At 73.3% G+C, this 17,007-nt stretch carries 18 protein-coding genes; 12 read left to right on the top strand and 6 right to left on the bottom strand.

The features are described from left to right. Window positions 1-189: 189 nt before the first annotated feature. On the bottom strand, window positions 190-1,026 hold the full coding sequence (locus E1300_RS15700; protein WP_131757734.1) for a DoxX family membrane protein: 837 nt from the start codon (window positions 1,024-1,026) through the stop codon (window positions 190-192). Window positions 1,027-1,076: 50 nt separating this feature from the next. On the opposite strand from E1300_RS15700, the gene E1300_RS15695 reads away from it, so the two are divergent. Together E1300_RS15695 and E1300_RS15690 are read left to right on the top strand one after the other, a co-directional pair. Continuing rightward, window positions 1,077-1,877: an SOS response-associated peptidase gene (locus E1300_RS15695; RefSeq protein ID WP_131757733.1), complete on the top strand. Its 801-nt coding sequence runs from the start codon at window positions 1,077-1,079 to the stop codon at window positions 1,875-1,877. A 77-nt stretch (window positions 1,878-1,954) separates the two neighbouring features. Next, window positions 1,955-2,287, top strand: a complete 333-nt coding sequence (locus E1300_RS15690) for a TraR/DksA family transcriptional regulator (protein ID WP_165502855.1) — start codon at window positions 1,955-1,957, stop codon at window positions 2,285-2,287. A gap of 124 nt (window positions 2,288-2,411) precedes the next feature. Here the strand turns inward: E1300_RS15690 and E1300_RS15685 are convergent, their stop codons facing one another. Continuing rightward, window positions 2,412-3,251: a class I SAM-dependent methyltransferase gene (locus E1300_RS15685; RefSeq protein ID WP_131757732.1), complete on the bottom strand. Its 840-nt coding sequence runs from the start codon at window positions 3,249-3,251 to the stop codon at window positions 2,412-2,414. A 452-nt stretch (window positions 3,252-3,703) separates the two neighbouring features. On the opposite strand from E1300_RS15685, the gene E1300_RS15680 reads away from it, so the two are divergent. From E1300_RS15680 to bsaP, 7 genes are all read left to right on the top strand, one after another. Further along, complete coding sequence (locus tag E1300_RS15680; RefSeq protein WP_207399761.1) at window positions 3,704-4,309, top strand: sigma-70 family RNA polymerase sigma factor; 606 nt, start codon at window positions 3,704-3,706, stop codon at window positions 4,307-4,309. An 89-nt stretch (window positions 4,310-4,398) separates the two neighbouring features. Then, on the top strand, window positions 4,399-4,728 hold the full coding sequence (rsrA, locus tag E1300_RS15675) for a mycothiol system anti-sigma-R factor (protein ID WP_131757731.1): 330 nt from the start codon (window positions 4,399-4,401) through the stop codon (window positions 4,726-4,728). A 63-nt stretch (window positions 4,729-4,791) separates the two neighbouring features. Then, complete coding sequence (locus E1300_RS15670) at window positions 4,792-5,721, top strand: NAD-dependent epimerase/dehydratase family protein (protein ID WP_131757730.1); 930 nt, start codon at window positions 4,792-4,794, stop codon at window positions 5,719-5,721. Between the two features lie 506 nt (window positions 5,722-6,227). Further along, the gene (locus tag E1300_RS15665) at window positions 6,228-7,574 is read left to right on the top strand and encodes an HD-GYP domain-containing protein (protein WP_131757729.1); all 1,347 of its coding nucleotides are present in this window, start codon (window positions 6,228-6,230) and stop codon (window positions 7,572-7,574) included. Window positions 7,575-7,588: 14 nt separating this feature from the next. Beyond that, window positions 7,589-8,935 (top strand): HD-GYP domain-containing protein, encoded by a 1,347-nt coding sequence (locus E1300_RS15660; protein ID WP_131757766.1) that lies wholly within the window; start codon window positions 7,589-7,591, stop codon window positions 8,933-8,935. A 307-nt stretch (window positions 8,936-9,242) separates the two neighbouring features. Further along, the gene (locus E1300_RS15655; RefSeq protein WP_131757728.1) at window positions 9,243-10,583 is read left to right on the top strand and encodes an acetyl-CoA carboxylase biotin carboxylase subunit; all 1,341 of its coding nucleotides are present in this window, start codon (window positions 9,243-9,245) and stop codon (window positions 10,581-10,583) included. 31 nt (window positions 10,584-10,614) lie between these two features. Further along, on the top strand, window positions 10,615-10,800 hold the full coding sequence (gene bsaP / locus E1300_RS15650) for a biotin synthase auxiliary protein BsaP (protein WP_131757727.1): 186 nt from the start codon (window positions 10,615-10,617) through the stop codon (window positions 10,798-10,800). Window positions 10,801-10,841: 41 nt separating this feature from the next. Here bsaP and E1300_RS15645 read toward each other — a convergent pair whose 3' ends face one another. Beyond that, on the bottom strand, window positions 10,842-11,384 hold the full coding sequence (locus tag E1300_RS15645) for a GNAT family N-acetyltransferase (protein ID WP_278045360.1): 543 nt from the start codon (window positions 11,382-11,384) through the stop codon (window positions 10,842-10,844). A gap of 192 nt (window positions 11,385-11,576) precedes the next feature. Between E1300_RS15645 and E1300_RS15640 the strand changes: the two genes are divergently transcribed. Then, window positions 11,577-13,256: a carotenoid oxygenase family protein gene (locus tag E1300_RS15640; RefSeq protein ID WP_131757725.1), complete on the top strand. Its 1,680-nt coding sequence runs from the start codon at window positions 11,577-11,579 to the stop codon at window positions 13,254-13,256. 7 nt (window positions 13,257-13,263) lie between these two features. On the opposite strand, the gene E1300_RS15635 is transcribed toward E1300_RS15640, so the two are convergent. Then, on the bottom strand, window positions 13,264-14,019 hold the full coding sequence (locus tag E1300_RS15635; RefSeq protein ID WP_131757724.1) for a hypothetical protein: 756 nt from the start codon (window positions 14,017-14,019) through the stop codon (window positions 13,264-13,266). A gap of 112 nt (window positions 14,020-14,131) precedes the next feature. On the opposite strand from E1300_RS15635, the gene bioD reads away from it, so the two are divergent. Together bioD and bioB are read left to right on the top strand one after the other, a co-directional pair. Next, window positions 14,132-14,863, top strand: coding sequence for a dethiobiotin synthase (bioD, locus tag E1300_RS15630; protein WP_165502854.1), 732 nt, complete (start codon window positions 14,132-14,134; stop codon window positions 14,861-14,863). Next, on the top strand, window positions 14,860-15,855 hold the full coding sequence (gene bioB, locus E1300_RS15625; RefSeq protein ID WP_131757723.1) for a biotin synthase BioB: 996 nt from the start codon (window positions 14,860-14,862) through the stop codon (window positions 15,853-15,855). The genes bioD and bioB overlap by 4 nt, the downstream gene beginning before the upstream one ends. A 9-nt stretch (window positions 15,856-15,864) precedes the next feature. Here bioB and E1300_RS15620 read toward each other — a convergent pair whose 3' ends face one another. After that, window positions 15,865-16,596, bottom strand: coding sequence for a GntR family transcriptional regulator (locus E1300_RS15620; protein ID WP_131757764.1), 732 nt, complete (start codon window positions 16,594-16,596; stop codon window positions 15,865-15,867). A gap of 112 nt (window positions 16,597-16,708) precedes the next feature. Continuing rightward, window positions 16,709-17,007 (bottom strand): aminotransferase class I/II-fold pyridoxal phosphate-dependent enzyme (locus E1300_RS50075; protein ID WP_370784885.1); only part of this gene is annotated, 299 nt, incomplete at its 5' end.

The raw sequence follows: 17,007 nt of genomic DNA, 5'->3' as shown, positions 1-17,007 counted from the left end.
GGTCGGTGGGTCCCCAGGGAACGGGCGGTCAGGTGGCAGTACGGGACCGCCGCGGCACGCGGTTCAACCGATTTGAGCCTCTTTTAAGGTTTTCTTCGGGAAGCCGGCGGCCGGCCGGTCCCGCCGGCCCCCGCCGGGGGAGCGGGGGCGGGCGGGACGGAAGCGGCGCCGTGCCGGCGGCTCGGCAGGTCAGCGCTTGGCCGCGGCCACGGCCTTGCCCTTGACGGCCTTGCCCGCGGTCGACGCCTTGCTCGCGGCACCGGCGCCGGCCGCCTTGCCCGCCTTCACGGCGCGGCCGACGGGCACCGACTTGACGGCCTGGGCCGCGCGGCCGACCGGCACGGACCGGACGGCCTGGGCCGCCTGCGCGGCCTTCGAGGACGGGCCCTTCCGCCTGCTCTTCTTCGCGTTGCGCCCGAGCTTCACGGCCTTGGTGACCGCCGCGGCCTTGGCGGCCTGCTTGGCCGCCTTCCGGCCGCCCTGCGCGCGGGCCTCCGCCACCTGACGGGCGGCCTCGCGGCGGGCCTCCTTCAGCGTGGCCGCGGCCTCCCGGCGCAGGATCTTGGCCTCGGCGCCGCCCTTGACCTGCGCGTCGTGCACCTGGCGGCGCAGCTCGGCGAGGCGGGGCTGCCGGCGCGGCTCGGACGCCGCCATCAGCAGCGCGCCGAACAGCCCGGCGTTCTTCAGCAGGTGCGAGCGCTCGCTGGCGCGGCGCTCGGGGTCGTCCTCGGTCCAGTAGCGGTGCTCGGTCGCGAGCGCGGGGACGAGCTGCGCGGCGAGCAGCAGCGTGGTCAGCCGCCGGAACCTGCCGGTCAGCAGCAGGGTCCCGGTGCCGAGGCTGACCGCGCCCTGGATGCGGACGAGGGTCTCGGGGTCCTTCGGCAGCCAGTCGACGCGGTCGGCGATCGGCTTGACGGTCGGTCCGACCCGCTCGGCGCGTTCGCGCGGGTTCCGGAGGGAGTCCAGGCCGGACATGATGTACGGCGCCGCCACGAACGGGCGGGCCAGAGTCGTGATGGGTCGCATGACCCGCTACATGCCCACCGCTCCGCGCCTCAAGCGGGCAGGATGGAGCCATGTGCGGTCGCTATGCCACGACACGGGCCCGTCAGGAGCTGCTGGACGAGTTCCAGGTGCAGCTCGACGCCGTCGACGACGACATCCAGCCCGACTATAACGTCGCCCCCACCAAGCAGGTCCCCGCCGTCCTCACAAGGCGGCCCAAGGACGCGCCGGAGGAGGAGGCGGCCGTCCGCCAGCTCCGGACGCTGCGATGGGGGCTCGTGCCCGTCTGGGCCAAGGACCTGTCGATCGGCTCCCGGATGATCAATGCGCGGGTCGAGACGGTGCACGAGAAGCCGTCCTACAAGCGCGCGTTCGCCAAGCGGCGCTGCCTGCTCCCCGCCGACGGCTACTTCGAGTGGTACACGCTCCAGGGCGAGGAGGCGGAGGCCGCGGCGTCCGACCCGGCCGAGAAGCAGAAGAAGTCCAAGAAGCCGCCGAAGCAGCCGTTCTACATCCGCCCCAAGGACGGGTCGGTCATGGCGATCGCGGGGCTCTACGAGCTCTGGAAGTCGCCCGAGGACGAGTGGGTGTGGACCTGCACGGTGATCACCACGAACGCGCCGGACGACCTCGGCCGCATCCACGACCGGATGCCGATGGTCGTCGAGCCGGACCGCTGGGACGCCTGGCTCGACCCGGCGCTCACCGAGGTGGAGGAGGTGCGCGGCCTGCTCGTGCCCGCCATGGCCGGGACGATGGACGCCTATCCCGTCTCAAAGGCGGTCAACAACGTGAAAAACAACGGTCCACAACTCATAGAACCCTCGACAAACGGGGATAGTTCTGGCAACCATTCCGGCACGTTGTTCTGACCGGCGCCGGCGGGGGGCGGTGGCGGTCGGAGGCACGCCCCCATGCCCGGGGCCCACCCCGAGGAGTTCGGAGCACCGTGGACACCGCCGCCGCCCGTTCCCGCCTTGAGGCCATGCTCGACGACCTGGACCGCTCCATCGCGATTCTGCGGGGCGAGCACCCGGGCCGCGACAATTCCGCCGCGGACGCCGGCTCCGCCCTTTCCGACAGCGACCGCGTCGAGGCGGCGCTCGGGTCGCTCCAGCGGCATCGCAGCGGGGTCCAGGCCGCACTGGAGCGGATCGCCGCGGGCGTCTACGGGCAGTGCCAGGGCTGCGGCCACCAGGTCCCCGAGGGGCGCCTCGAAGCCCGCCCCGACGCGGCCCGCTGCGTCACCTGCCAGGCCAAACACGACCGCGCCATGCGCTGACCTGCCCTTCCCGCCGGGTCCGAGCCACCTGCCGGGTCCGCGCCTCGCGCTGGCCCGCGCCTTGCGCTGGGTTCGCGCCTTGTGCTGGCCCGCGCCTTGTGCTGCGTCGGGGCTCGGGTTGGGGTCATGTCTTTCGGCGGGCGCTGGCGAGGAGGTGCATGCCTAGGGACTCGTCGCCCGGCGGGGCGTTCAGCTCGGTGCGCACCAGCCGGGCGAGCGCCTGCGGGGACGTGGACAGCACGTGCTCGACCGTGGACGGCGACAGCGCCGTGCGGGGCCTGATCCACTCGACCTCCAGGCCGACCTCCGCGAGCAGCTCGCGGAGCTGCTCGGCCCAGAAGCACCGGGTGATCGTGCCGTCCGGCCAGGGCACCAGGACGACCTCCGCGCTCGGCACGTCCGACAGGTGCGCCCAGTAGTTCTGCTCGGCCAGCACCGCCATGCCGAGCGTCAGGGAGTCGACGCAGAGCAGGACGCGGCCGCCCGGCCGGAGCACCCGGGCGATCTCGGCGACCGTCGCCTCGGTGACGAGGTGGCGCGACAGGACGCGGTTCTCGGCCACGACGGCGTCCACGGTGGCGTCCCCGAGGAAGCTGAGCGCGCCGGAGTCGCCGACCACCGGGGCGGTTGCGTTCCGTCCCCCCGGGGGCGTTGCGGACCGTCCGTTACCGTTCGGCCGGTGACCGTTGGCGCCGTTCGGGTACGCGGCGGCCATGCCCCGCTCCAGCACGGGATCGCGGACCTCCAGCACGCGGTGGCCCGCCGCGGCGGCCTGGACGGCGCTGCGCCCGCGGCCGCCCGAGATGTCGAGCACGCGGGACGGCCTGCGCGGCAGCCACCGTGTGAGCTGGGCGTCCGCGACCGCCCAGTAGAACCGCCAGTAGCGCGCGAGCGAATCCCCCGCCCCGTCGCCCGGAGCGTCGCGCAGGCTGGCGATGGTGGGCTCGGGAGGTCGCGCCGGCACCGGTAGCAACGGTTTGCTCCTGTTCTCGCCATGTATGTGACTTCTTTCCCCATCCGAACGCGGTCATCACCCTCCGTGCTGGCCGGGTGAGGTGATCCCGTCCCCGGAGGGCATGCTCCGGACGCTCGGCCGCGCCTCGCGCCCGTCCGGGAGTGCCCCGGTCCCGCTTCGGGAATCGGCGGCCGCGTTCCGGCGTTGCACCGTCTCATGACCGGCAGTGCGTTCGATGCCGACGAGCCAGATCGGGTTCGCGGCGGGGCGGCGAGCCGGCATGGAGCGGACCAGCACAGCGGAGGTGCACGCCGATGACCACAGCCGTTGCCGAACACGTGCGGGACGCCGCGCCGGCGGCACCGCCCGGCGACGCGCAGGCCCCCGCCCGCGTGATCAGGCCGCGCGGACCGATATCGTCTGTGAGGTACGGCGCCGCCGGCGTCGCCACAGCCGAGGGGGTGGGTCAGGTACCGGGCACAACGGAGACCGTGGAGCAGCGTCAGGAGCGGTTCCAGCGCGACGTGCTCCCGTTCTTGGACCAGTTGTATTCGGCCGCGCTGCGCATGACGCGCAACCCGGCGGACGCCGAGGATCTCGTCCAGGAGACCTTCGCGAAGGCGTTCGCGTCCTTCCACCAGTTCAAGGAAGGCACCAACCTCAAAGCGTGGCTCTACCGCATCCTGACCAACACCTTCATCAACTCCTACCGCAAGAAGCAGCGGCAGCCGCAGCAGTCGGCGACCGAGGAGATCGAGGACTGGCAGCTCGCGCGCGCCGAGTCGCACACCTCCAGCGGGCTGAAGTCCGCCGAGGCGGAGGCGCTGGAGCACCTGCCCGACTCCGACGTCAAGCGGGCGCTCCAGGAGCTGCCCGAGGAGTTCCGCATCGCCGTCTACCTGGCCGACGTCGAGGGGTTCGCCTACAAGGAGATCGCCGACATCATGGGCACGCCCATCGGCACGGTGATGTCGCGGCTGCACCGGGGGCGCCGGCAGCTGCGGGGCATGCTGGAGGACTACGCTCAGGACCGTGGCCTCACGCGCGCGAGCGGGGGTTCCGCATGAGCCGGGAACGCGCCCGCCGCGTACAGCCAAGCGTCATGCCGGACACCGCGGCGGCCGCCCGCGCGGTGAGCGAGAAGGGTGAGTGAGCCATGAGCTGTGGCGACCACCACGAGACTTCGTGCGACGAGGTGCTGGCGCGGGTCTACACCTATCTTGACGGCGAGCTCGACCAGGGGGGCTGCGGCGAGGTGCGCGAGCACCTCGACGAGTGCGGGCCCTGCCTGCGCGAGTACGGGCTCGAAGAGGCCGTCAAGAAGCTGGTGGGCAAGTCCTGCGGCTGCGAGCAGGCGCCCGACGAGCTGCGCTCGAAGGTCCTCGGCCGCATCGAGGAGATCTGCGGCGAGATCAAGGCGACCGGCGGCGCGAACGCGACCGGCGGCGCGAGCGCGGCCGGCGCGGGCAGGTCCGAGACCGCCTGATCCGGGCCGCCCGGCTTCCGGGCGACGCCCTCCGCGCGGGTGCGCCCTCGGTATCGTGCTGGGGTGCTCGCACTCGTCACCGGCGCGGCCGGCTTCATCGGATCCCATCTCGTCGACCGGCTCCTCGCCGACGGCCACGGGGTCATCGGCGTGGACGACCTGTCGTCCGGCGCCAACGTCCGCGACGACGTCGAGCTGTGGCGGATGGACGTCGCCGACCCTGCGCTCGCCGGGAAGGCCGCCGAGCGCCGCCCGGAGGTGGTGTTCCACCTCGCGGCGCAGGTCAGCGTGCGGGCCAGCGTCGCCGATCCGCTGCACGACGCCCGCGTGAACGTGACCGGCACCGCGAACGTCCTCGAAGCGGCGCGCGCGGCCGGCGCCCGCAAGGTCGTCTTCACCTCCAGCTGCGCGGTCTACGGGGTGCCGGACGCGCTGCCCGTCCCGCCGGACGCCGAGCTGCGCCCGGCGTCGCCCTACGCGGCGTCCAAGGTGTCGGGCGAGGTGTACGCCGGGATGTACCGGGCGCTCCACGGCCTCGACTGCACGACGCTGACGCTGGCCAACGTGTACGGGCCGCGGCAGACGCCCGAGGGCGAGGCCGGCGTCATCTCGATCTTCACGGACGCGCTGCTGGCCGGCCGTCCCACGCGGGTGTTCGGCGACGGCGGGCAGACCCGCGACTACGTCTACGTGCTGGACGTGGTCGACGCATTCGCCCGCGCCGCCGGGGAGCTCGGCGGCGGCCGGAGGTTCAACGTGGGCACCGGGCTCCAGACCACCGACCGGGACCTGCACGCGCTCGTCGCCGAGGCGGTGGGCGCGCCGGACGAGCCGGAGTTCGCGCCGCCGCGGCTGGGCGACCTGCCCGCCATGGCCGTGGACCCGGGGCCCACCCGCGAGGTGCTCGGCTGGGAGGCGAAGGTGGCCCTGCGCGAGGGGCTCGCGGAAACGGCGGCCTGGGCGCGCGAGCGGAGCCTCTCGCCGCGGGACTGACCGTCCGCGTGACTGTTTGTCGCCCATTTCTGACTGCCTTTGTGGCCGCCCATGGGGATGCACGTGCATTGTGTATGTGCAGAGCGTTTGTGCGTATACGGTGCGTGCATTCCCGCGGACAATTGATCACGACAGGTGACGATTGGTTCACGCTTTGCTCACGTTTCCCCGCATGCCTGTGTGACCTGGGCAGTCCGCGTTAGGCTTGTGCCGAAATCAGCGACGAGAGCACGTGCATGCTCCGGGCAATCGGGGTATGTGCAGCCCCGGGAGGCTGGGATCGCCCGGGTCCCGGCAGCCGGCCGGAAGGCCGGACGGCCCGGTTTTCGCGGGGGGAGGCAAGGAGCCATGCGGAAGCGCGAGATGTCGGCCGGAAGCGACCGGCGCCCGAGCTCGCCGGCGTCGTCGCTGATGATGCCCAAGGGCGTGTCCTGGGTCTAGGTGCCGGCAGGCACGACCGATCCCGGCGGCGGCCCGCTCATTCGTCACTCCCGAGGGGGGCGGCAATGCGTGGACTACCTCCTGCTGCCTGGGCGTACGTGTGCGGTGTGGTCGCCCTCGCGGTCGGCCTCATCTCGACGTCGTCCTTCGCTGAGCTGGACTGGTTCAAGCTGGCCGTGCTGGCCTTGCTCTTCCTCATCTGCGACTCCGCTCCCGCGCGGCTGAACGTCGAGCGCGCGAAGGTCTCGCTGAGCTTCGCGGCGAGCCTCGCCTCCGTGGTGCTCCTCGGCCCCGCCGGCGCCGCGCTGCTCGGCCTCTGCGCCGTGGTCACCGGCCAGCGGTTCTTCGCGCCGGTGAAGCGGCTGTTCAACGGCGCCCAGTTCGCGCTCAGCGGCTTCGCCGCCGGAACGGTCTTCGACCTGCTCGGCGGGCGCGAGTTCCGGCCCGGCCAGGTCCGCTGGGTCGAGCACGTCACCGGCCCCTTCCTCGGCGCGCTCGTCACGTTCGTCCTCGTCAACCTGACGCTCATGGCCGGGGTCCTGCTGCTCAGCCGGCAGGCCGCGCCGCGCGAGCTGCTGCGCGAGAGCGGCCAGCTCGCCGTCGGCTGCCTCGGCTACGGCATGGTCGGGCTCCTCATCGCGGGCCTCTGGCCGCAGGTCGGCGTGTTCGCCGCCGTGCTGGTGCTCCTCCCGCTGTTCATCGCCCGCTGGGCGATGGAGCAGGCGCACGCGCAGCAGCAGGCGCACGCCGCCACCCTCGCCGCGCTCTGCCAGGCCGTCGAGACCAAGGACTACTACACCCGCGGCCACTCCGAGCGGGTCTCCCGCGGCTCCGTCATGATCGCCCAGGAGATCGGCATGCGCGCCGACCGGGTCGAGGCGATCCGGTACGCCGGGATGCTGCACGACGTCGGCAAGCTCGGCGTCCCCACGAAGGTGCTCCAGAAGAACGGCCCGATGACCGAGGAGGAGTTCGCCGCGATCCAGCTCCACCCGATGCGCGGGCTGGAGATCGTCCGCGAGATCGGGTTCCTGGACGAGGCGCTCGCCGGGATCATGCACCACCACGAGAAGATGAACGGCCGCGGCTACCCGATGGGCCTCGCCGGCGACGAGATCCCCGAGTTCGCCCGGGTCATCTCCGTCGCCGACGCGTTCGACGCCATGACCTCGACCCGCTCGTACCGTCCGGCGCGCAGCATGGACGAGGCCGTCGAGGAACTGCGCCGCGGCATGGGCGACCACTTCGACCCGGTGATGGTCGAGGCGTTCCTGCGGGCGCTCGGCCGCGACGGCTGGGAGCCGCCCGAACCGGTCGTCCTGCCCGACGACGACGTCGTCGAGACCACCCAGCAGGACCACGACGACCCGAGCACCCCCATCAGGATCGCCGGTGACGGGGTGCGGAATTGACGACCGGACAGCACATGACGGGAGCCCAGCTCCCGGCCCGGGAGCGGGCCGCCTGGCAGACCATCGACTCCGGCCAGCTCCTGCTGATCGCCACCGCCGGCCTGTTCGTCGTCGTCGCCGTCACCCAGGTCGCCGCCGTCGGCCTCCGCCAGCCGAACATCGCGGTCATCTTCGGCGTGCTGATCGCGCTCGGCGAGCTTTTCCGCATGGTGATGCCCGGCAACCGGGAGGTCGCGCCCATCGCCAGCGCCGGCGCGATCGGCTACGCCCTTCTCGTCGGCATCGGCCCCGAGGGCGCGCCGCCCGGCGCCCCGCTCGGCGTCGTCCCCGCTGTCCACTCGCCGCTCCAGGTCGTCGCGGTCACCGCGGCGGGCATGCTGGTCGGCTCGCTCCCGCACGTCGCCGTCGGCCGGACCCCGCGGCTCGACGCGATGGCGCGGCGGCTGTTCACCGTCTCCGTCGTCGCCCTGTGCTTCCGCCCCGTGATCACGCTCGGGCTCGCCTGGCAGCTCGTCCTCGCGGTGATGGGCCTCGTCGTGATCGTCTCCTGCTTCACCGACGTGGTGATCGCCGCGCTGATCCGCGCCGAGGCCGTCCGGGCCCGGCTCGGCATCGCGCTGCGCGACGAGTTCGCCGCGAAGATGGCGCTGTGCGCGGCCACCGGCGCCACCGCCATGCTGATCGCGGTCGCGACCACGGCGATGGGCGAGGCCGCACTGCTGATCTTCACGGTGCCGATCCTCGTCACCCAGTTCGCGTTCCGCCGCTACGCGGGCATCCGCGCCACCTACCTCCAGACCGTCCGGGCCCTGTCGCGGGTCACCGAGGTCGGCGGGTACGTCGAGACGGGCCACTCGCGGCGGGTGTCGCGGCTGTCGGTCGCGATGGGCCGCGAGCTCGGCATGTCCGAGGAGGAACTGCTCGAACTGGAGTACGCGGCCCTCATGCACGACATCGGGCAGCTCTCCCTCGGCGACCCGATCCCCGGCGGCGCCACCGTGCTCGCCTCACCCGCCGAGCAGCGCCGCATCGCCGAGCTCGGCGCCGAGGTCATCAAGCAGACGGGCGTGCTCGACCGGGTCGCGCACATCGTCCAGCTCTCGTCCCACCCGTACCGGACGGGCCGCGAGGCGACCCCCGGCCCGTCCACCGCACCCGGCGCCGGCGAACGGCCCGTCGCGCCGCCGCTCGCCGGCCGCATCATCAAGGTCGCCAACGCCTACGACGACCTCGTCGGCGACTCCGCCGACCGCGACCGCGGCGCCGCCGTCCTGGAGCGCCTCCGCCTCGACTCCGCCGCCGAATACGACCCGACGGTCGTCGAAGCCCTGAGCCGCGTCGTCGACCGCCGTCATTACTGATAGCACTCACGGCCCAGCAGCGCTCGCCTGGCGGCTCGCACTGCTGACCGTTCCTGAGGCGAACGCTGCATCGCTTCGCGATCTCCGCGTGGAGGCTCGCCTCCGGCGTCGCCTCCACGCGTCGTTAACGCGTTCGCGTGCGGGCTGAGGTCGTCGGCGGAGAGCCGAACCTTGGCAGTCGCGCTTCCTTTCGCCTTGAGAGAGGTGGGCCACTAGGGTCGGGCGGGTCAGTGGCGTCCGGCGGGGTAGGCCCTCGGGTCCAGTCCCCGGCCGGACCGGAGGGTCCGTTTCCCGAAGGAGTCCGCAGGTGTTCGAGTCCGTGCTCGTGGCGAACCGGGGCGAGATCGCCAGCCGGATCATCCGCACCGTGCGCGCGATGGGACTCAAGGCCATCGCGGTGCACTCCGACGCCGACGCCGACCTGCCCTTCGTCGCCGAGGCCGACGAGGCGATCCTGCTCGGGCCCGCCGACCCGGCGCGCAGCTACCTCGACGGGGCCGCCGTGCTGGAGGCCGCCGAGCGGACGAACGCGCAGGCCGTCCACCCCGGCTACGGGTTCCTCGCGGAGAGCGCCGCGTTCGCGCGCCGGGTCGCCGAGCGCGGCCTCGGCTGGGTGGGGCCGCCGCCGCTCGCGATCGCCCGGATGGCCGACAAGATCAACGCCCGGAACCTGGTGAAGGAGGCGGGCGTCCCCGTCGCGCCCGGCACGTGGGAGCCCGTCCCGGACGCGGACACCGCGGTCGAGGAGGCCGAGCGCATCGGCTACCCCGTGATCGTGAAGCCCGCGGCGGGCGGCGGCGGCCTCCTCCTGGCCGTCGCGCGGGACGAGGCGGAGTTGCGCGCAGCGTTCGAGGCGGCCCGGAGCCGCGCCGCGCACCTGTTCGGCTCCGCCGACATCCTGCTGGAGCGGTACGTCGAGGGCGCCCGGCACGTCGAGGTGCAGATCCTCGGCCTCGCCGACGGCACCGTGGTCGCGCTGGGCGAGCGGGACTGCTCTGTCCAGCGCCGCTTCCAGAAGGTCGCCGAGGAGGCGCCGTCGCCCGGCGTCGCCCCGGCGCTGCGGGAGCGGATGGCGGCCGCCGCCGTCCGCGCCGGCGAGGCCGTCGGCTACCGGGGCGCCGGCACCGTCGAGTGCCTCGTCGACCCGGCCGCGCAGGAGTTCTTCTTCCTGGAGATGCACACCCGCCTCCAGGTCGAGCACCCCGTCACCGAGCTGATCACCGGCATCGACCTCGTGGAGCAGCAGCTCCGGATCGCCGCGGGGGAGCCGGTGTCGCTGCCCGGCGCGGCGCCGCGCGGGCACGCGTTCGAGTTCCGCGTCCAGGCCGAGGACCCGTGGTCCTTCCAGCCCGCCACCGGCAAGATCGAGGTGTGGGAGGAGCCCGTCGGCGACGGCATCCGCATCGACGCCGCCTACGCCGAGGGCAACACGGTCACGCCCTACTACGACCCGCTGCTGGCCAAGCTGTGCGTGCACGGCGACGACCGCGGCCACGCGCTGCGCCGCGCGCGTGCCGCCGTGGACGCGTTCCGCATCGAGGGGCTTCCGACGAACCTGCCGTTCCTGGCGGAGCTGCTCGCCCGCCCCGAGTTCGCGGACGGCACGTACGACACGGCTGTGGTGGCGCGCATGCGCCCCGGGCTCTGACACGCCTTCCGCGCGGGGTACGGTACCGACCGTGGAGACCTACTGCGACCGGTGCGGGGAGCCCGCCGCGGACGGCGATCACGACGCGTGCCGGGAGGCCCGCCGGATGGAGCCGCCCCGCTACTGCACCCGCTGCCGCCGCCGGATGGTCGTCCAGGTCACCCCCCTCGGCTGGACGGCCCGCTGCTCCGAGCACGGCGCCCTGACCTCCACCTGACGATCCGTGCATCTGTTTACAAGACAGAGGCGCGTCCGAGGTCAAAGGGAGAGGGCGTAGGTCAGGAGCGTCTCGTCGGGGACCGGGGCCCAGTCCCGGTCGGGCGTGCGGACGAAGCCCATGCGCTCGTACATGCGGTGCGCGGCGGTCATGTTCGCCTGGGTCGACAGGCGCAGGCCGCGGAGCCCGGCCGCGCGGGCGCGGTCGGCGCACGCGCGGACCATGGCGCGCCCGACGCCGTGGCCGCGGGCCCAGCCGAGGACGGCCAGCATCCGGAACTCGGCCTCGTCCAGCCCGGCGAGCTGCGCGAAGGGGCTGCCGGGCGGGCAGTAGGCGACGGCGCCGGCCAGCTCGCCGCCGAGCTCGGCGACGAGGAGCCGCGACCGCTCGGCGCGGCCGGCGGCGTCGGCCAGGGTCGCGACGTAGGACGAGGCGGGGGAGATCAGGCCGCCGCCGACGTAGACCTCGACGGTCAGCTCGCCGATCCGCCGGTGCTCGTCCGGGCGCGCGTCCCGGACGGTCACGTCGGTCATCTGCATCGGGTGTCTCTCTCCAGCCTTCCGGCGTCCCCGCCGCCCAGACAAGCGTGGTGAATCAGGATATCCGGGCCAATTGGTCGCTCTGTCGTGTGGGAGGGCGGCTTCACCTGCGTGGACGGAGGGATCGGGTGCGTGGGCACAGCTCGGCGGTCGGGTGGTTGGTTCTTAGTCGTTAGAACCTTGACGACGCCCTGTGGCCGGGGTTGATTGGCGGGAGCCGATCCCCCTGGAGGCGTGATGCCCGTCCCCCGATCGATCCTCGGCAAGCAGGACCCCGCCGACCTCGACCTGGAGGTGATCGCCGGGGCCTGGCCGGACGACGCGCGCGGCCACGTCCTGGTCAGCTCGTCCGACCAGCGCAGCCATCCCGTCCACGCGTTCTTCGGTGACGGGATCATGGCGCGGCTCGCGCTCACGCCCGGCACCGACGGCGCTCCCGCCGGACGGTTCGCCTGGCGCTCCCGGGTCCTCGGCACCCCGTCCGTGCTGTTGCGGCGCCGGCGGCCGGACCTGTTCACCGCGGGGCCGGTCGGCACCAGCTCGCCCTGGGGGTTCGCCAACGCCGCGAACACCGCGCCGCTGCCGTGGGGCGACCGCCTGTTCGCCACCTGGGACGCGGGCCGTCCCGTGGAGGTCGATCCCGTCACGCTGGAGTTCCTCGCCGAGGTCGGGCACCGCGACGACTGGAAGCCCGCCCTGGACCAGGCCGTCCTGCCGCTGGTGTCGTCGTCGGCGCACCCGGTGGTCGATCCCGAGCGCGGCTGCCTGTGGAGCGTCAGCCGCGACGTCCTCACCGGCACCGTCTCGGTGATCCGGTACGGCGGGACGGGCAAGCACGTGGACCGCTGGGACGTCGAGGACGCGACGCTGCCCCAGGCCACCCACACGATCACCCAGACCCGGGACTGGCTCGTCCTCGCCGACACCGCCTACAAGGTCGACGCCGATGAGATCTTCGGTGGCGAGCGCACGGTGGCCAACAATCCGGAGGGGCCCGTCCTGCTCGTCCGCAAGGACGATCTCGTCGCCGGTCGCGCGACCGTTCCCTGCAAGGAGTTCCGGATCGCGCCCGAGGTGAACCACTTCTACGCCCGCTACGACGACGGCGACGGTGTCCGGGTCGTCATGGAGCACACGCCCGGCGTGGACATCGGCATGTACCTGCGCGAGGACGACCTGGACGTTGTCGGCCGTCCCATCGACCCGGCCCTGCGCGGCATGTACTGCCATGGCATGACGCCCGCGCTGACGACCGTCCTGCGCTTCGACCCGGAGACCGGGCATGTGCTGGAGCGCGCCCGCGCCTCAGATCCGGCCCGCTGGTGGCAGGCCGGGCTGTCCGCCATCGACTGGAGCCTCGAAGGCCAGCGGGAGCCCACCCGCCACCATCTCATCTACCTGGGGTTCCATCCCGAGGCGATCAACCAGCGGGCGCTGCGCAACTACGTCGGCCGCGTCGATCCGTCGCTGTTCCCGGACGCGGAGACGCCCGCCGTCCTCGTCTCCCACGACCGCGAGGACCTCAAGCCCCTCGCCGAGTGGACGTTCGCGCTCGACGACTACCCGACGGCGCCGTCGTTCGTCCCGCGCGGCGGGACCCGCTACACCGGCACGAACCCCGGAGGCCACGAGGGCTACCTCGTCGTGGCCGTCCACAACGACGACCGCTTCCGCGTGGAGCTGTTCGACGCGGCCGACGTCTCGCGCGGCCCGGTCGCCGTCCTCGCCCCGCCGCCGGGGACGACGCTGCCGTTCCTCATCCACTCGGCGTGGATGCCGGAGGCCGTTCCGTCCGCGCCGGACGCCGACCGCCTCCGTTTCGCGGACGACCTCGACGCGCGCCTCGACCAGCTCGATCCCGAGCTGGTCGCCCTGACCTGGGAGGTCGCCGCCGACCTCGACCGGGACCGGCCTTGATGATCTTCTACCGGACGATGTCGGGGCAGGACTTCTCGTCCGGGAGCAGAGGGCGGAGGGCGACGGAGTAGGTGCCGCCGCCGCTGCGCCACCTGGTGCCCGGGGCCGTGGACGGAACCTCGGCGGCCGGAGCCAGGGTGCAGGTGCCGCCCGCGACCTGCGGGCCCTTGCCGAGGGGCGCCAGGGGCCAGGTCCTGGCCTTGCCCTCATCGGCGACCCGGCCTGCGAGGACGGCCACCTGACCGGGGGCGTAGGGCTTCGCCGGAGCGGCCTGGTCGGCGGGCGCCCACGCCCGTGGATCGAGGCGCTTGCGGAACGCCACGGCGGGGTCGTTCTGCGCCTCCGGCTGGACGATCCTCGTCCTGGCGCCGTCCATCGTGAACTCCAAGACGACGGCGTCCGCGATCTGGTCGGAGCCGACGGTGTGGGAGCGGCCGAGTCCGGCCGCGCGGGCGTCGCGGAGGAGTTTGCGAAGGGCCTCCGGTCTCAGCCGGTACTCCGTCGCCTTCCCCTGGGACGCGGCGACCGCGCGGCCCGTCGAGTAGAGGGAGAGGTCGGGGAGCGCGCCGGGGCCGCCCTTGCCCGCGAGGCCGCCGGTCTCGCGGAACCGCAGGACCAGCGCCTCCGCGGACGCCGGGGAGCTCCGGTGCGCCGGGAGCGAGTGCGGCGGCTCGGTGAGCCCGGCGCCGCCGCCGCAGGCGGTGAGGGCGCCCGCCAGGGCGAGCGCCTGCGCCCAGCTGGTACGTGTGCGCGGACCGGCCATGAGCCTTGGACGTGCAGGGACGTCGCCGGGTTCCCTCCTTACAAAATGGCCTCGCGAAGACTGTGGGTTCCGGACTCCTGCCGCTTCGCCCGCCCGCGCTAGGGTGCGCCTCGTGAGTGTGCTCGTGATTACCGGGACCTGTACGGGAGTCGGGAAGACCGTCGTGACCGCCGCGCTCGCCGCGGTCGCCGCCGCCCGCGGCGCGTCCGTCGCCGTCGTCAAGCCGGGGCAGACGGGGGTGGTGCCCGGCGAGCCCGGCGACCTCGCCGAGGTGCGGCGGCTCGCGGGCGTCGAGGACGTGCACGAGTTCGCGCGCTTCCCCGATCCGCTGTCGCCCGCCGCCGCGGCCCGCCGCGCCGGGCTGCCGCCCGTCCGGCTGCCGGACGTGGCGAAGCGCGTCCAGGAGCTCGCGGGCAGCCGGCGGCTCGTGCTCGTCGAGGGCGCGGGCGGGCTGCTCGTCCGCTACGACGACGAGGGCACCACGATCGCGGATCTGGCGCGCTGGCTCGGCGCCGCCGTCGTCGTCGTGGCGCGCCCCGACCTCGGGACGCTGAACCACACGGCGCTGACGCTGGAGGCGATGGCGCACCGCGGCGTCCAGCTCGCGGGCGTGGTCATCGGGGCGTGGCCGGACGCGCCGGACCTCGCGATGCGCAGCAACCTCCAGGACCTGGAGACGATCGCGGCCCGGCCCCTGGCCGGCGCGCTTCCGGCGGGCGCGGGCGCCCTGGACCCGGCCGAGTTCCTCGTCGCCGCGCACCGCGGGCTGGCCCCGGCGTTCGGCGGCTCGTTCGACGCTGCTACCTTCCGCGATAGCTACGGTCCCGGGAAGGAGAACACGTGAGCGACGTTCTTGAGGCGGCCCGCCGGCAGGTGCTGGAGGAGGGCCGGGGCCTGTCCGCGGCACAGGTGCTGGAGTGCCTGACGCTTCCCGACGACCGGCTGGAGGAGCTGCTCGCGCTCGCCCACGAGGTCCGCATGCGCTGGTGCGGCCCCGAGGTGGAGGTCGAGGGCATCGTGTCCCTCAAGACGGGCGGCTGCCCGGAGGACTGCCACTTCTGCTCGCAGTCGGGCCAGTTCACCTCGCCGGTCCGCGCGGTGTGGCTGAACATCCCGGAGCTGGTCGAGGCCGCCAAGGAGACCGCGAAGACCGGCGCGACCGAGTTCTGCATCGTCGCCGCCGTCCGCGGCCCGGACGAGCGGCTGATGGCCCAGGTCCGCGAGGGCGTCGCGGCGATCAACGCGGCCGTCGAGATCAACATCGCCTGCTCGCTCGGCATGCTCACCCAGGAGCAGGTGGACGAGCTCGCCGCGATGGGCGTGCACCGCTACAACCACAACCTGGAGACGGCCCGCTCCCACTTCCCGAACGTCGTCACCACCCACTCGTGGGAGGAGCGCTGGGACACCCTCCGCATGGTCAAGGCCGCGGGGATGGAGGTCTGCTGCGGCGGCATCGTCGGGATGGGCGAGACCGTCGAGCAGCGCGCCGAGTTCGCCGGGCAGCTCGCCGAGCTGGAGCCCGACGAGGTCCCGCTGAACTTCCTCGCGCCGCGTCCCGGCACGCCGTTCGCCGACCTGCCGCTGGTGGAGGGCGCCGAGGCGCTCCGCACCATCGCCGCGTTCCGGCTGGCCCTGCCCCGCACCATCCTCCGGTACGCGGGCGGGCGCGAGCTGACCCTCGGCGACCTCGGCACCCGCGAGGGCATGCTCGGCGGCATCAACGCGATCATCGTCGGCAACTACCTGACGACGCTCGGCCGTCCCGCCGAGAAGGACCTCGACCTCCTCACCGAACTCCAAATGCCGATCAAGGCCCTCAGCAAGACCCTGTAGCGGGAGGTCTCAGGCTCTCCTCAGACGGGTGATGAACTTGTAGCGGTCGCCGCGGTAGAGGGACTGGGCCCACTCGACGGGCTGGCCGGTGGAGTCGAAGGCGTGCCGGGAGAGCAGGAGCATCGGCAGGCCCACGTCCACGCCCAGGAGCTGCGCGTCGTGCGGGGTGGCGAGGACGGTCTCGATGGTCTCCTCGGCCTCGGTCAGGTGGACGTCGTAGGCGGTGGCGAGCGTCTCGTAGAGGGAGCTGTGCCGGGGGAGCTCGCGGCGCAGGCCGGGGAAGCGGCGCGCCGGCAGGTGGGAGGTGTCGATGGACATCGGCTCGCCGTCAGCGAGCCTCAGCCGGTGGACGCGCAGCACCCGTCCCCCTGGACGGATGCAGAGCAGGGTGGCCAGCCGCTCGTCGGCGCTGACGTAGCCGGCTTCGAGGATGCGGGTCTCGGGCCGCAGCCCGTGGTGCCGCATGTCCTCGGTGTAGCTGACCAGCTGGAGCTCCTGGGAGACCTTCGGCTTGGCGACGAAGGTGCCCTTGCCCTGGATCCGCTGGAGCCGCCCCTCGACGACCAGCTCGGCGAGGGCCTGCCGGACCGTGGTGCGGGACGTCTCGTACTTCTCGGCGAGGGTCCGCTCCGGCGGCAGCGGGCTGCCGGGCGGCAGCGACTGGATCAGCTCCACGAGGAGCTCTTTCAGCTTGTAGTACTTCGGGATGCGCGGTGCCGGGCCGGTGTGGTGCTTACCGATGTCGCCCAGCGCGGCCCTGTCGAACCCGCGCTCGTACCCGCCCCCGTGCCGGGGCCCGCCCCTGACCTCCGTCACGGCATCTCCTCACGTTCATCATCGGTTCTTCCCGATGTTATGCGTGAAGACTACGGCCGGTAGAGCGCGCCGCCTCCGCCAGGGCCGTCCCCAGCGCCGCGAGGTCGTCCTCCGTCACCGTGGCGCGCGCGGTGAGGCGCAGGCACGCGCGTCCCTTCGGGACCGAGGGGGGCCGGAAGCAGCCTACGCGGACGCCGTGCGCGGCGCAGATCTCGGCCGCCCGGAGCGCCGCGTGCGGCTCCCCGAGGAAGACGGGGACGACGGCGGCGGCGGGGTCGGCGGTCTCCAGCCCGGCCCCGGCCGCGAGCGCCGCCATCCGCCGGGCGCGGTCGCGGG

This window comes from Actinomadura fibrosa, from assembly GCF_900659615.1.
Taxonomy (GTDB): Bacteria; Actinomycetota; Actinomycetes; order Streptosporangiales; family Streptosporangiaceae; genus Spirillospora; species Spirillospora fibrosa.
Note: the sequence above shows the minus strand (reverse complement) of the source record. Positions and strands in the feature narration are given on the sequence as shown.